The sequence below is a fragment of the Crateriforma conspicua genome, from assembly GCF_007752935.1.
In the GTDB taxonomy this organism is placed as follows: Bacteria; Planctomycetota; Planctomycetia; order Pirellulales; family Pirellulaceae; genus Crateriforma; species Crateriforma conspicua.
In genome coordinates, this window is the sequence record NZ_CP036319.1 from 2,304,710 (window position 1) to 2,319,421 (window position 14,712).

Annotated in this window: 9 protein-coding genes and 1 other RNA gene; 3 read left to right on the top strand and 7 right to left on the bottom strand. The window is 58.6% G+C overall.

The genetic code is table 11. The features are described from left to right. Positions 1-17: 17 nt before the first annotated feature. Both Mal65_RS08925 and Mal65_RS08930 read left to right on the top strand, forming a co-directional pair. Complete coding sequence (locus Mal65_RS08925; RefSeq protein WP_196784706.1) at positions 18-1,079, top strand: endonuclease/exonuclease/phosphatase family protein; 1,062 nt, start codon at positions 18-20, stop codon at positions 1,077-1,079. Then, positions 1,076-2,494 (top strand): RecQ family ATP-dependent DNA helicase, encoded by a 1,419-nt coding sequence (locus Mal65_RS08930; protein WP_145296199.1) that lies wholly within the window; start codon positions 1,076-1,078, stop codon positions 2,492-2,494. The genes Mal65_RS08925 and Mal65_RS08930 overlap by 4 nt, the downstream gene beginning before the upstream one ends. 111 nt (positions 2,495-2,605) lie before the next feature. On the opposite strand, the gene Mal65_RS08935 is transcribed toward Mal65_RS08930, so the two are convergent. The 5 genes from Mal65_RS08935 to Mal65_RS08955 all read right to left on the bottom strand — a co-directional run bounded on the left by Mal65_RS08935 (position 2,606) and on the right by Mal65_RS08955 (position 11,825). Next, entirely contained in the window at positions 2,606-7,051 is a 4,446-nt protein-coding gene (locus Mal65_RS08935; RefSeq protein ID WP_145296201.1) for a DUF4332 domain-containing protein, read from the bottom strand. A gap of 287 nt (positions 7,052-7,338) precedes the next feature. Next, positions 7,339-8,343, bottom strand: coding sequence for an AAA family ATPase (locus Mal65_RS08940; RefSeq protein ID WP_145296204.1), 1,005 nt, complete (start codon positions 8,341-8,343; stop codon positions 7,339-7,341). A 61-nt stretch (positions 8,344-8,404) separates the two neighbouring features. After that, entirely contained in the window at positions 8,405-10,561 is a 2,157-nt protein-coding gene (locus Mal65_RS08945) for a M3 family metallopeptidase (protein ID WP_145296207.1), read from the bottom strand. Between the two features lie 20 nt (positions 10,562-10,581). After that, positions 10,582-11,073 (bottom strand): putative molybdenum carrier protein, encoded by a 492-nt coding sequence (locus Mal65_RS08950; RefSeq protein WP_145296209.1) that lies wholly within the window; start codon positions 11,071-11,073, stop codon positions 10,582-10,584. Next, on the bottom strand, positions 11,070-11,825 hold the full coding sequence (locus Mal65_RS08955; protein ID WP_145296212.1) for an RluA family pseudouridine synthase: 756 nt from the start codon (positions 11,823-11,825) through the stop codon (positions 11,070-11,072). Before Mal65_RS08955 ends, Mal65_RS08950 begins: the two co-directional genes overlap by 4 nt. A gap of 164 nt (positions 11,826-11,989) precedes the next feature. Here Mal65_RS08955 and ssrA point away from each other — a divergent pair. After that, positions 11,990-12,370: a transfer-messenger RNA gene (ssrA, locus tag Mal65_RS08960) on the top strand. Positions 12,371-12,429: 59 nt separating this feature from the next. Here ssrA and Mal65_RS08965 read toward each other — a convergent pair. Further along, positions 12,430-13,707, bottom strand: a complete 1,278-nt coding sequence (locus Mal65_RS08965) for a Gfo/Idh/MocA family protein (RefSeq protein ID WP_145296215.1) — start codon at positions 13,705-13,707, stop codon at positions 12,430-12,432. A gap of 85 nt (positions 13,708-13,792) precedes the next feature. After that, positions 13,793-14,575 carry a 3-keto-disaccharide hydrolase gene (locus Mal65_RS08970; RefSeq protein WP_145296217.1) on the bottom strand — a complete coding sequence of 261 codons (783 nt, stop codon included), beginning with the start codon at positions 14,573-14,575 and terminating at the stop codon, positions 13,793-13,795. Between the last annotated feature and the right edge of the window lie 137 nt (positions 14,576-14,712).

Sequence of the window (14,712 nt, forward strand, 5' to 3'; positions counted from 1 at the left end):
GACGAAGATTTGAATTGATGAAGACGAACCTTGATGTGTTCACAAACGCCGCCACCGGTCCACGGTTGTGGCTGGCTTGCGGAATCGCCGCCGTGCTGGCACTGGCCGGTTCACCGTCATCGGCCGACGAAAGTGATGCCGCACTGAGTGTGATGACGTGGAATGTGGAATGGTTCTATGACGAATACCGTGGTGACAACCACAGTGACCTGTCCAAGAAACAGTCTGCACCGGATCGGGACCGCTGGGAATGGAAACGTGATGCGGTGGCCGAAGCGATCGCGGAAGTGCGGCCGACCGTTGTGGCCTTGCAAGAAGTGGAAAACCGACGTGTGCTGTGGTACCTGACGCGTGCGTTGGATCGAAACCATCGTGAAAAGTATCGCGAATATCAGATCGATGGTACGGATCACTACACTGAACAAGACGTCGGTTTGCTGTGTCACGAATCCGCGGACGTTGTTGCGGCAAGCCAGCTTCATCAATCGAAATCAATGCGTGCGACCGAGCGGTTTTACAACCTCAGCAAACACCTGTTGGCGACCGTGGAGGTGCCGGTTGGCGATACGACCGAACAAGTCCACATCTTGATATTGCACCTGAGGGCCAGGGCGGAGGCGGAAGACCTGCGAATTCGTCAAGCCAGATTGGCTCATCTGTGGATCGCCGATCGTGTCGCCGCGGGCGAACATGTGATCGTGCTGGGTGATATGAATACCGAAGAAGACGGCAGTCAGACGCGACCCGAAAGTGACGTCGCGGCACTTTGCGGATGGGACACGGCGACCAAAGACGACGACTTGATTGATCTGCACGATCGGTTGCCCGCATCCGGTCGACGTACTCATTTGTTACCCGGCAAACAGTTTGATCGCATCTTGGTCACGCCTTCGTTGATCGAGGACGAGCCTGGAGTCCCCGATTTGGTGTTCGACGAAATCACCGTCCGCAGTGACGTGAACATTCGCGGTGACTTGGACACCCAAAACGAACACTGGGACGGATACTGGACGATGAAGGATGACGAGCGCGACATCAGCGATCATCATCCCTTGGTGGCGACGTTTCGCGTCAAGTGAGTCCGCTGGATGTTTTGCGTGACGTTTATGGTCACGCCAATTTTCGAACCAGCCAGTCACAGGTCATTGATCACGTGATGTCCGGTCACCATGCGATGGTGGTGATGCCGACCGGCATGGGGAAGTCACTGTGTTACCAGATTCCTGGCATCTTGCTTCGTCGCGATCCGGCGGATTTGACGTTGGTTCTGTCGCCCTTGATTGCGTTGATGCAGGATCAGGTAGACTCGCTGTGTCATAAGGGCGTTGATGCGACGTTTATCAATTCATCTCTCGACGCGAATGTAAGAAATCAGCGTTATCGTGAGGTTGCCGAAGGGCGATATGCGCTGCTGTATGTGACCCCCGAGCGTTTTCGAAAACCTGAGTTTCGTGAGGCTTTGGCCAAACGTAAGGTTCAGTTGTTTGTCGTGGATGAAGCCCATTGCGTCAGCCAGTGGGGCCATGATTTTCGACCCGATTATTCTCGCATGGCGGAGATCCGGTCGGTCGTGGGAGATCCGGTCACGATCGCGGTGACGGCGACCGCGACGGCGGAATGTCGTGATGACATCTATCGCCAGCTAGGCATTGATGCGGCCGATGTTGGTCTGTTTCATGAAGGGATCGATCGGCCGAATTTGCAGTTGGACGTCCAACATGTTTACGACGAAGCGGAAAAACTGGAACACTTGCACGATCTGTTGCATTCAGCGATGGCCAAGACGGGCAGCACGATTCTGTACTTCTCATTGATCAAAACACTGCAGCGTTTCAGCGATCAGTTGCTGAGCCGCGGCGTCGATCACGTTTGTTATCACGGGGATCTGCCGCGACAGGCACGTCGACGCATCCAAGATGAATTCATGTCGGGCCATGCCGATTTGGTTTTGGCCACGCCCGCGTTCGGGATGGGCATCGACAAGTCGGACATTCGCATGGTGATCCATGCGGAAACGCCGGGATCGATCGAATCGTATTACCAGGAAATCGGTCGTGCCGGGCGCGACGGAAAGCCCAGTCGTTGTGTTTGGCTGTACGACCAAGCGGATTTGATGACTCAGATGCAGTTCATCGAATGGTCCAACCCTGATGCAGCGTTCTACGGACGCTTGTTTGATGCTCTGCAATCCAAACGGGAACAGTGCCTGGCGTATGGGCTGCAATGGCTGAGCGATCAATTGCAACGCATCAGCCGTCACGACCATCGCTTGGACACGGCGATGGCGATGTTGGAAAGAGCCGGTGTGCTGGCAGGCCCACGACCGCCGGAATGTTTCGATCTGACGACCGATCACTTGCCAGCACCGTTTGATGACGATGCGGCACTGGGGCAAAAGAAGACGCGTGACCAGCAACGGTTGTATGAGCTGGTCAAATTCGCGGCGACCGATCCGAGCGATCGCCAGAGATACTTGTACGAGTATTTTTGTTGATCTTTCGCAGTGTCCGAAACGCCGCGGAAGTTCACGTTTGATCGGCGACCGAGCAACGCATTGGTTGTCTCGGTCAATGATCTAGCATGCGGCCGGTGTGACCGTTGTCGGCTAGGCCGCTTTCAGTTCACGGTTTTGGCGTGCGTATTCGACCCAACCGGTGACTTCTTCCAAATCGGGCAGCGATCCGCCGCGAAGGATACGTTGGCCTTCGCCGCCACGAGCGATCGGGTCAACGATCGCCAACAGTTCGGCGGGATCCCATGCGACCAAATCTTCGGGGCTGGTGATTTCCGCCAACACCAACAACTGGGCGTCGTGACCGCGGAGCATCGGCACGCGGCAAACGAAGGTCGCTTGCTGTTGCCAAGCCAGAACGGTTTCCGCTTCGACGCGTCGGTGATCCAATTGTTCGGCCACCTTGGCAGGATCGGAAATCAACAGGTCGTCGACCGTGTAGATACCGATCGCGTTCAATCGTTCCGCCATACGGGGGCCGATCGACGGAGCGTCGACGACATCGTCGCTGCGTTGCAGGTAGAAACGCAGGGTCTTTTCGCTGCTGGTGGATGATTCACGCGACGACGAATTGCTGGACGTCGACGATCGTGACGACGAGCTACTGGACGATGAACTGCGGGAGGACGATCCACGTTGGCTGGATGCTTCGCCGCTGCCGGATCCGTTGGATTTGCCGTCGCCGTTGCGGCCGTAGCCGTCACGATCGTATTCCGATTCGTAGGTGCGTCGGTTGGTATCGTGATCGCCGCCGTCGCTGATTCGGACGACATCGCGGTCGCTGGTGCGTCGGGTGCTGCGGCGTGTTCGTTCGCCGTCACGGCTGCGATGCGAACGCGTGCCGGCGGACGATGAACGGCTGGTCGAACTACGTCGGCTGGATGACCGGCTGGAGTTGGACGATCGCGACGAACGGCTGGTTCGGTTCGACGCTGAAACGCTGGACGATTCTCGCCGACGTCCATCGCGACGCTGCGATTCGTAATCGGTGGCCTCCGATTCGTGCCGCAACACGCGGCGGCGGCGACGGCGGATCAACCGGCCGTCGGCATCACGATCGTATTCATAGTCGTCGTCATCGTATCGGGCGTCTTCGTATCGCTCGCTGTCGAACGGATCGCGTTCAATCTCGCGATAGGATCGTGAACTGACCGGCTTGCCGTCGACCACCAAGCCGTCGGCGTCCAGCGAAGTGCTGCGATGGGCCGAAGCGATCCAGCTGGTGATGCGGGACAGTTCATAACTGCTGCCGGACAGCAGGATGCGTTGGCCGCGTTCGGTGGCCAAGAAGGCTTGAACACGGACCAGAAGCTGATCGGGGTGGATCGCCGCCAATTGTGCCGGGTCGGTGATGCCACAGCCCACCAAGACGCGAGCGTCAAAGCCACGCAATTGAGGAACACGGCAAACCAAACGGCATTCATGCTGCCAACGACGGATGGTCGCGGCGTTGGTGTTGCCCAGTCCCAGCGAATCGGACAGGCGGTTGGAGTCTTGTTGCATCAAGTGATTGATGTGGGTGATGCCAAGGCTGCGTAATCGAGCGGCGGCAACGGCATCGATCGACGGTGCTTGGTCGATCGGGCTGTCCACGGTCAAAAAGAACGGGCTGTCGGTTTGATCTTCGCCCGCACTTCGGCGGCGAATCATGCGACTGCCGTCGGCATCGGCCAGCTGCTGGTCGGCTGTGGTTGCCTTGGCAACGCTTTCGCCCGGCGTCGGTTGCACGGTCGTGTAAGTGTTGCCGTAATAGAATCCGTCACGGTACGTGGTTCCGTCGGCGGCCAAGTCGGTGGCCGGCATCGCACGGTGTCGGCCTTCGCGGTGCATGTGCAAATCGTGTTGGCCGTACGCTTCACGCCAAGCGACGTCAAAGTCACGGTTGATCTGATCGACCGGTGCGTTTGCTGTGCGGGGAACCGCGGGGCCATCGACCGGTGCCGTATGTGGGTGCGGACCGACGTACGTCTCCGGTGCATACTGTGGTTTCCACATCGGACGATGCGGATGCAGTGTGGCTTGGCCGTGCAGACGGAACTGTCGTGCGCCGGTGCGGTTAGCTTGGTCGGCGAATTCGGCATCGCTGGTCAGCACCAACAGCTGGCGTCCGGTGCGGACGAAATCGAACAACGCGCTGGTCACGCTGTGGTTCCATCGTCCGTCGTCACCGTATTCGTGATAACCACGATGGGCTTCGGTAGCATTGATCGGCTGGGCCGGATTCGCAGCGGCAAACATGGACGGCCAAGTTTCGACCACCAACGGAACGGGCCGACCGGTGCGGGCCAGCAAGTCGGCCGCCGCCATGCGGATGGCCAGGCAAGCCAAGCCACGATCGGCGTCGCCGAACTGATTTTCCGGCCGGCCATCAATCTGAACGTTCAGCGTTGCCGATTCGTGACGAACGCGAGCGGTGTCATGATGGCTGCGTCGATCCGCCAAGTGGCGATGGGCATTCGGATTCCAGCTGACGTGACGCAGACGTCCGCCGGACAACCGGACCAACCAACGGCTGGCGGCATCGGCAAGCGGGGTTTGGCTGGGCGTTGACCGGACGATCGACCCCAGTTCTTGCAGAATTTGCTGGCGACGACGTTGCAGCCAATCCCAACGTGACCCGTTGGAAAGCTGGTGGTCGATTTGTTTCAGTTCCGAAACGATTTGTTCGTACTCAAAGCAATCACGCTGATTCTTCCATTCATCGCGGTGCGGACCGGCGACGGTCGAACCCATGCCATGCAGATCGACGACGGGCAGATGTCGCAAGGAGGCTCGCAAATCAGCGGCGTCGCGAAGGCAAGTTTCCAGTTCCGTGGTCACACGTTGCAGTTCTTCGCTGCGAAGACCACGTTCGTGATTCCAGTTGGGGTGACGGAAGTAAACGCTGTCGAATTCCGCCATGCGAGACGTTTCGGCCAAGTGGGCCGATTCACGCAGCAATGATTCTCGCTGGGCCGACAACCGGTCAACGGCGGCGGTCAACCAATTGAAACAGGATTCCAGTTCGGCCATCGAACGGTCGTGAACCGGACGCAAGGTTTCGACCGAGCCGCGATAATCGGTATTGGGATAGTCGGTACCGGTCGGGTAACGCCAAGCGTCGGTCAAGTCCGCGCGGATCGCACGCAGGGTCTCGACGATACTGGTTTGCGAATAGGGACGTTCGCTCGCGACAGGTCGATACACCGGAGCTCCCGCGTACCAATCGGACCACAAACCGGGTTCGGCGTCATAGTGATTCAGCAACCAGTCGATTTGACGTGTGGCCGCCGCGATCCGTGACTGGACATCGTCGATCGAGTGCAGCGGACGATACGCGCGGCGATAAAAATCTTCCCAACCGGCATCCCGATCGTATCGGTCCAGCGCGGCGGCAAAGTGATCTACCGTCGGACGGTTGCGATACGTGGACCAAGCGTCGGTGCGTTTGGTCAAGTCGGCGACCAGCGTGCGAAGCGACTGGACTTCCACCAATGTGCGGCGCAGGTGCACAATTTGGGCGTCGACGTCGTTGATGCGTGCCCGCAATGGGTTGTCCAGGCTTGCGGCCCATCCGTCGAAACGGCGGTCGGGGCGATACAGATGTGCGTCGCGATCGATGGCCGCGATCCAGCGTCGCAGTTCGGCTTGACGATGACGCAGCGATTCGGCGCGATCATGCAACTTCGCCAAGCGATCCCGCCATTGGGTTCGGTCGGCGGTACGCCAGTAATCATGATCCAATACGGATGACGCGGCATAACGGTGTGACGGATCCGCGTCTGGCACAATGCGGCGGCGTTCCAAAACGGCCAAACGCCGGTGAAGTTCTTCGCGTCGGCGAACCAGCGAATCGTATTGCCAGGTCCGATCGCTGGGACGCAGTTCGGCAATTTGCGCGTCCACATCGGCCAGTTCGGTCCGCAGTCGCCGTTGCCGTTCCGATTCGCGGTCGTGTCGATAATTTCCGCCCAGCGGGTCGGCCGCACCCAGTTCGTGATAGGCGTATCCGCGGAATCCCGATTCGCCCCGTGAAGCCAAGGCGGAATCGCCGTGCAAAGGCAGATCGCGATAGGTTTCCGGGTGATCCAAGCCGCTGCGGACGCAAGCCGAAACCACGCGACTGACATCGCTCAGGTGCGTGTCGGTGATCACACCGTCGACGATCGATTCGGGCAATTCGACCGAACGCAGCGACAATCGCGCGTCGGTGTTATGGCCGGTGGTGCGGACCCACGATCCTTCCAGATTGTCGAAACGGATCGGGTATTCACCGCGTGTTTCGAATTCGATCGTGCGTCGGCCGTGTGGCGATCCGTCTTGTTCGCGACGGCAATGAACCATGCCGTTGCGGTCGGCCCAGACAACGCGGCCGGTGCTGCTGCTCATCATTCCCAGCGGGTAATCGCGGTCGACCAGCGAATCACGGACGAACCGAGCGATCGCGGTTTTTCCAGCACCGGCGGGTGCGAGCAACACGTTCAGGTGTTCCGAAAGCGGGCCGATTTCGACTCGCTGCAACGGACCATGAGTGTCAATATCGATGCGGTCCAACAGCATGGTCAGGCTCCTCCATGGCCACGTGGGTCTTCAATACGTTGGGTCTTTCTCGGCCAGCCGGCCTACATGCCTGACTGCGGGATTGCCGAAAAACCTGTGCTGTTTCACAGCGTGCCGGCGAACTTTAATCGAAATAGGAAAAAAGCCGAAAGATCGATTTCTGGTGCAAAGTTCGCAATTGTGCACCTGGACAAAAAAGAACGCCCCCAGCGATCCCCGCTGCAGATTTCCTGTCCCCCAAGCTCACCAACCTGTGAACGGCCACCCTGCGAAGCTGCCACCGTGCCTCATTCGCCTTTTTCAGGCACTTTTTCCAGGATGTCCAGCAACACCTGGTCGGTTTCCACGCCCTCGGCCTGGGCTTCGAAATTCAACAGGACACGGTGACGCATCGTCGGCAAAAACACCCGACGGATGTCTTCAAAGCTGACGTTGTAGCGACCGTCCAATAGCGCCCGCACCTTCGAAGCCAACGCCAGCGTCTGTGCCCCCCGCGGACTGCTGCCCCAACGCACGTACTGATTCGTGGCATCGACGCTGTGCGGGCCTTCGGGATGCGTGGCCAAAGTCAGCCGGACCAGATAATCCTGCACGTGCTTGGCCAGAATCACGTCGCGGATCAGTTGTTGCAGCTGCAAGATTTCTTCGCCGCCCATGACCTTTTCGACGCTGGCACGTTCGCCGCGTGTGGTCCGGTCGACGATCGTGTTCAGCTCGTCACGGCTGCTGTAGCCGACGACCAACTTGAACAAGAAACGATCCAACTGGGCTTCGGGCAACGGATAGGTGCCCTCTTGTTCGATCGGGTTCTGGGTCGCCAGCACAAAGAACGGGCGATCCAGTTCAAAGCGATGACCCGCGGCGGTGACGGTGCCCTCCTGCATCGTTTCCAGCATCGCGGACTGTGTTTTCGGCGTCGCGCGATTGATCTCATCGGCTAACAAGATCTGCGTAAACACCGGTCCGCGCTGGAACTCGAAACGCCGATGCCCCTCGGCGTCTTCGACGATCATGTTGGTGCCCAGGATGTCCGCGGGCATCAAGTCGGGCGTGAACTGAATGCGGTTGAAATTCAAATCCAGCACTTCGGCCAACGTGCGGACCAGCATCGTCTTGCCCAGACCCGGCACGCCTTCCAACAAGCAATGCCCGCCACACAACATGGCCGTCAGCACGCCGTGGACGATGTCATCGTGTCCAACGATCACGCGGCCGATCATTTCGCGAAGCGCACCATAGCGGTCGCGGAATTGTTCGGCCTGGGCCTGCATGTCGTCGGCGGTGATGGTCATCTATCCAACCCGGTCAGCAATAGTGAAACGCGTGATCAAGGCCACAGAATAACCGACCGGATCAATCGACGGGGAAGCCGCGTTTGCGAAGCAATGCCGCCGTGTCGACATCGCGACCGCGGAACCGCCGAAACCCTTCGGCCGGGTCGATCGTGTCGCCCACCGAGAACACGTTGTCGTGCAGCGACTTGGCCGACTGGGGATCGTAATAGCTGCCCTTTTCCTCGAACACCTCGGCCGCATCGGCGGTCAACGCGTCGGACCACAGATAACTGTAATAGCCCGCCGAGTACGCATCGCTGGAAAAGATGTGCTGGAAATGCGGCGTGCGGTGACGCATGGGCAATTCGTCGGGCATCCCCAAGTCCGCCAACGTCTCGCGTTCGAACTTGTCTGGATCGATGTCAGCATCGCCGGCCAAGTGCAGCTTCATGTCCACCAGCGCACTGGCCAAATACTCGGTGGTGCCAAAGCCCTGGTTGAACGTGGCCGCCTTTTCGATCTTCTCCAACAGTTCCTTTGGCAACGGCTGGCCGGTCTCGAAGTGCACCGCGAATTTGTTCAGGACTTCCGGCGTCGACAACCAGTGTTCGTTGATCTGTGACGGAAATTCGACATAGTCCCGCGCGACGTTGGTCCCCGACTGGGACGGATAGGTCACGTCGGACAGCAATCCGTGCAGGGCGTGGCCGAATTCATGGAACAACGTCACCGCGTCATCCCATGAGATCAGCGTCACTTCGCCCTCGGGAGCTTCAACAAAGTTCGAATTGTTCGAAACGATCGGCGTCAACGTTTCGCCCATCGCCGATTGCGGACGATAGTCGGTCATCCACGCACCGCTGCGTTTGCCTTCGCGGGCGTACGGATCCAAGTACCACAGGCCGACATGTTTGCCGTCGCCATCGGTGACTTCCCAAACCCGCACGTCAGGATGAAAGACGGGGATGCCCGTCAGCGGCTTGAATTGCAAACCATACAATTCGCCGGCGGCCCACATCATGGCCTCTCGCAACTTGTCCAACTGCAGGTACGGTTTGACTTCGTTGAAATCCAAGTCGTACTTTGCCTTGCGGACCTTTTCGGCATAGTAGCGATAGTCCCAAGGTTCGATCGTGACGCCGGGATCTTCTTTGTCGGCGATCGCTTGCATGTCGGCCACCTCTTCGCGAACGCGGGCAACCGCTTTGGGCCAAACCTTGGTCATCAATTCCATCGTGGCTTCGGGCGTCTTGGCCATCGTCGGCTCCAATCGCCAGTGCGCGTGGGTGGGATAGCCCAGCAATTTCGCGCGGGCCGCACGCAGTTTCAAAATCTCTGCGATGATCGCGTTGTTGTCGTACTGGTCGCCGTTGTCACCGCGGCTGTAATAATTCCGCCAGACTTTTTCACGCAGCCCGCGGTTGGTCGCGTAAGTCAAAAATGGGTCCATCGACGATCGCGTGTTGGTGATCGCCCATTGATCGGGTTTGCCTTTTTCGGTCGCGGCACTCTTCATCGCAGCCACGATGCTGGCGGGCAGCCCGTCCAGGTCGGCTTCATCGCTGATCCAAGTCACATAGCCTTTTTCGTCTTCCAAAACGTTCTGGCTGAAATCGGTGAACAATCGGGCCAGACGCTTGTTGATCTGTGACAGCTTGGCCTTGTCGGCGTCGTCCAGCTTGGCGCCTTTGCGGACGAACGTTTTGTACGTGTCGTCGACCAAACGCCGCTGGGCCACGGTGAAATCGCCGTCGTCCAGTTGCTGGTACACCGCTTCGATGCGTCGAAACAAAGCGTCGTTTTGCGTGATCTTGTCGGAATGTTCGGCCAGTTTTGGAACAATGCCGCGTTCCAAATCGGGCATCGGGCCGACGTTCAAGTTGGACGAGTGGACGTCGAATACGACCTCCAGCCGGTTCAGCATCCGTCCGGCCTTTTCCATTGGGATGAACGTGTTTTCGAAGGTCGCCGGTTCGGGATTGTTGGCAATCGTTTCGTAATCCGATTCTGCCGCGGCAATGGCCACGTCGAACAACGCCGGAAATTCTTCGACGCGAACCGCATCAAACGGTGGCACGCCACCGAACGGTCCGGTCCAGGGTTTCAGCAACGGGTGCGTGGCGGGATCAATGTCGTTGGACGTGGAGGTTTCAGCCATGGATTCCTGAGACGGTGCGGTGATTAAAGTCGCAAACACGGTTGCCATAACGGCGGCGACGATCAAACGGTGATGCATCACGAAAGGGTTCCCGCGGGTTAACGATTCGGATCAGAAAAAACTTGGTGCAAAAATTCAGCGGCGGACCGCTCGATGCCCGGACAAGAACTTTCCCTCGGCCCGGCCACATTCAATGTTTCCGGACGGACATCCGCCAACCAGCGACGCACCCGGTCCATCGATTCGCTGTTCAGTTTGAGGGTCATCGCCGGTTTACGGTGCTTGTCGGCCAATCGTTTGGTCAACAGCGTTCCGCCCGACAGCTTTCCCAAATACAGAATCAACGTTGCGTCGCTGTCGATCACGTTTTGCTCGGTCCGCGGCGGGTACATCGGTGACCGGTGTTCGGTCATGCGGTATCGGTTGGGCACCCTGCCGTCTTCCGCCAACCGACCCGCCGGGCACCACCCGCCGTGTTCCAATCCCAGATCGATTGCCACGTCCAAACCCGCACGGTCCACGCCGGTTTGGCCACCGGAAACGATCCGCCGGGGCAGCGGTACGACGACATTAGAGGGAAAGAGACTCATGCGTTGAATTGAAACGCATCGGACACCTGTGGCCAATAGTCCTTGACGTCGGCAACGCCCAAGTCGGCCAGCACGCCACGCCAAGACCGCGGCGGTGACGCGTGAAACGCCATCCGGTCTTTCTTGGTCGGGTGGTCGATCGCCAAAGCCCAACTGTGCAGCGAAATGCCGGCGGGAAACGGACGCCCCGATCCGTATTTTCGGTCTCCCAGAATTGGGTGGCCGCGATCGGCGAACTGAACCCGGATCTGGTGCTTGCGGCCGGTCGCCAGCCGAACGGCCAACAACGTGCACCGATCATCACCGGCGATGGATTGGTATTCCAGTTCCGCCGACTGTGCCGAACCCCCGGGTGGATTTCCGCTGCGGCCGGCGGTTCGCATCCGCCGTGCCGCGTCGTCTTTGAACACTTCGTCGCGCAAGTGTCCCGTCGGTGGATCGATTTCACCCTGGACGACGGCCAAGTAGACCTTCCCCGGTCCGCTGTCGTTGCCCTTGCGTGCGAATTGGGCCTGCAGGCGCGACGCCGCCTTGCTGGTCCGGGCCAACACCAAGACGCCGCTGGTCATCGTGTCCAACCGGCTGACGATGCCCACGAAAACGTTGCCCGGCTTGTTGTATTTGGTTTTCAAGTACTCACAGGCCGCCGCGTGGATCGTCGGACGCCCCGCCTCCGCACCCATCGTTGCGATTTCCGCGGGCTTGTTGACCACCAACAAATGGTTGTCTTCGTAAAGGACCTGCAGTGACATGGGCGGCTGGTGTTCCAAGATTCTGTTGCGTTGCAGGCCAGGATTGCGTTGCAGGGCAAGGTGAACGTCGTTGCGACGGCCACATCGACACGAATGTCCTTGACTTTCCGACACCGACGACCGATGCTGAAGGCTACCAGTGTTCGCGTCTTCGTTGACACTCCGGGGGCGATTTGGATTCGACCGGATGACAAGAAGCGGCGGCCTGCGTGTCGTGGTTGATCAGTTGGCCACGTAAAAAGCTGATCAAACTTTTTAGTTGCAGACGAAAGTTTTGCACTGGCTGCCTAAGAACAGGCAACCCGGGTTGATGGGGATCGCCAAAGTCGCCTGAAAACCCGTCGTTAATTTTGGCTGGCCCGCCGTCTTGGGTGAGACGCGGCGGGTGAGATTTTGATTCGCCCTAGCGAGCGACGGAGCCTGTCGAGCAGCGCCGTGGTGAGCGAAATTCGGTCCGCTTGCGGACCAAAATGGTTCGACTACACACGTAGACGGTCACGTGGATGCATCGCGGGACGCGGGTTCAATTCCCGCCGCCTCCATCCATCAAAAAGGGCATCGTGAATATCCACGATGCCCTTTTTTCGTCGGCGACCAATCGCTATCACGACCAGTCGCGACGTGGACGGCTCCGCAACGCGTTCGCATCGGCGTCATCAAACGACTCGGCCTGGGGATCCCAGTTCAAAGGACGGTTCAGTTCCATTGCGATCGAACCCAGGTGCATCACCGTGCTTAATCGGTGCAACGATTCTGCATCGTACATCGTCGAATCACCGGACTTCAGCGCGTCCAGGAAGTCGCGATGTTCGATCCTCGGCTGTGGCCAGATACGGCTGAGCCCGGGATCAAATCTGGCCTCCAGGAACTTCGGATCACTGGCGGTCAGTTCGCCACACCAACCACGGTTGCCAATCCAACCATCGCTGCCTTCCAGGCGAATCGATGGCACGTCGGACTTCACGTGCATGGTCACGCCGTTGGCATAGGTGTAATCCAGGTCGAATGTGTGCGGGACCGAATTGATCGCGTTCTCTGGAATCTGACCTTCGCCGGTGATCGAAATCGGCGTGGTGTTTTCGCTGAAGTTGGCCACTTGAGCGGTGTCGATCAGGTGGGATCCCCAGTCGGTCAGCGAACCGCCGGAAAAGTCGCGGATCTGACGCCAGCACTGCGCGGTCGTCAACTTCGGCGTGAAGGCCCGCATCGGGGCCGGCCCGATCCACAAGTTGAAATCCAAGTCGTCGGGAACCGGTGCCGGTTGTTCGATCGGGAAAACGGGTTTAACGGGCAAGCCGACTTCGATGTGTTGCAACGTGCCGATGACACCGTTGCGCACCAGTTCGGCGATTCGGAAATACTCCGTGACCGAACGATCCTCCAGGCCGGTGCCGAAGACTTTGCCACTGCGTTTGACGGCCGCAACCAATTCCTGGCCTTCGCGAATGGTCAACGTCGGCTTTTCACAAAACGTGTGCTTTCCGGCTTCCAACGCCATCAATGACATCGGCACGTGCCAGTGATCCGGCGTTGAAATCACCACCGCGTCGACGTCATCACGCGACAACACTTCGCGAAAGTCGTGCGTCACATCGCAGCACGTATCATCAATGTGTTCGTCGACCAACCGACCCGCCTCGATCGCACGCGACTTCATCACGTCACAAACAACCACGGGCCGACAATCGGACTGATTTAGAAAGCCGTTCAAGTTGCGTTGGACGCCATGGATGCCCACTCCGATATGCCCAAGGGTGATCGTGTTGGATGGAGCGTTATTGCCAAAGACACGAGGGGAAACAAACAGTGGTGCGGAGGCTGCCGCGACCATGGTTTTCAAAGCGGATCGACGATTCGGGCGGCGAGATGATTGAGAGTGCATGGCGATCGCTCGTAAAAGGTGGGCAAGGATGGTGGGCAACAATCGTGGGTAGGTGCGGTGGGGCCGGGCGGCGATAGATCGAACGCTACAGTGGCCGCACCCAAATGTTTCGGTACTCGACCGGGCTGCCGTGTGCTTGGAACATCAGCGGCATCTTGTCAGGGTGTGCGACATAAGGAAGGGCTTTGTTGTGCCGTGTCGGCCCGAAGATTTCGGTGTTGTTTTGAATCAGCACACCGTTGTGAAAGACGGTGATCCTGGCCGGCGAAACGATGGTCTCGCCATCAAAGACCGGCGCAGTGAAGGCAATGTCATACGACTGCCATTGTCCGGGCCTTCGGCAAACGTTCACCAACGGCGGTGATTGGCCATAGATCGCCCCCGCGGATCCGTCGGCATAGATCTCACACGAATAGGAATCAAAGACCTGCAATTCATACTTCTGCATCAGAAAGATCCCGCTGTTTCCCATACTGCCCGGCTTGTTCTTGTTGGGCTCCGGATCTGGGGTTCGCCATTCGACGTGAATCTGGATGTCACCGAAGGCTTCCACCGTATTCAAACCGCCCTTTCCGGCGATCAACAGCCCGTCGCGAAACTCCCATTGGTTGTCCTGGAATTGATCCATGGACGTTCCGTCGAACAGCGCGATGGCGTCCGATGGCGCGGGAACCGTGACCTCCGCTGATATGCACGGCGGTTCAATTCGCTCGGGCTGACGGCGGTCGGGTTGGTGAACGGTGAAGCCGGTGTCCGCGATTGACGGCAAACCATGGTGGCCGGGGAATTGGTAACGGTGAAAGCCGTCTTCTGCGATCGCGATGGAAACGCAGGCCATTAAAGGCACGAATGAAAGTAGCAATCTCATGGCAGCAGCAAATCGGAAGGATGAAGGTGGGAATCGGCAGGTGGGATCGCGATTTTTGAAATGGCGTTGTATGGAAATATGCGATGGGAAGACTCGTCGCGTCGATACACGACGGTAGGTGGTTGGACGTTGGTACG

What these genes read in the sequence shown, in the direction of transcription:
- Mal65_RS08965 (WP_145296215.1), bottom strand. Translation starts at nt 13,707, where the DNA reads ATGCACTCTCAATCATCTCGCCGCCCGAATCGTCGATCCGCTTTGAAA.
- Mal65_RS08945 (WP_145296207.1), bottom strand. Translation starts at nt 10,561, where the DNA reads ATGCATCACCGTTTGATCGTCGCCGCCGTTATGGCAACCGTGTTTGCG.
- Mal65_RS08955 (WP_145296212.1), bottom strand. Translation starts at nt 11,825, where the DNA reads ATGTCACTGCAGGTCCTTTACGAAGACAACCATTTGTTGGTGGTCAAC.
- Mal65_RS08970 (WP_145296217.1), bottom strand. Translation starts at nt 14,575, where the DNA reads ATGAGATTGCTACTTTCATTCGTGCCTTTAATGGCCTGCGTTTCCATC.
- Mal65_RS08935 (WP_145296201.1), bottom strand. Translation starts at nt 7,051, where the DNA reads ATGCTGTTGGACCGCATCGATATTGACACTCATGGTCCGTTGCAGCGA.
- Mal65_RS08925 (WP_196784706.1), top strand. Translation starts at nt 18, where the DNA reads ATGAAGACGAACCTTGATGTGTTCACAAACGCCGCCACCGGTCCACGG.
- Mal65_RS08950 (WP_145296209.1), bottom strand. Translation starts at nt 11,073, where the DNA reads ATGAGTCTCTTTCCCTCTAATGTCGTCGTACCGCTGCCCCGGCGGATC.
- Mal65_RS08940 (WP_145296204.1), bottom strand. Translation starts at nt 8,343, where the DNA reads ATGACCATCACCGCCGACGACATGCAGGCCCAGGCCGAACAATTCCGC.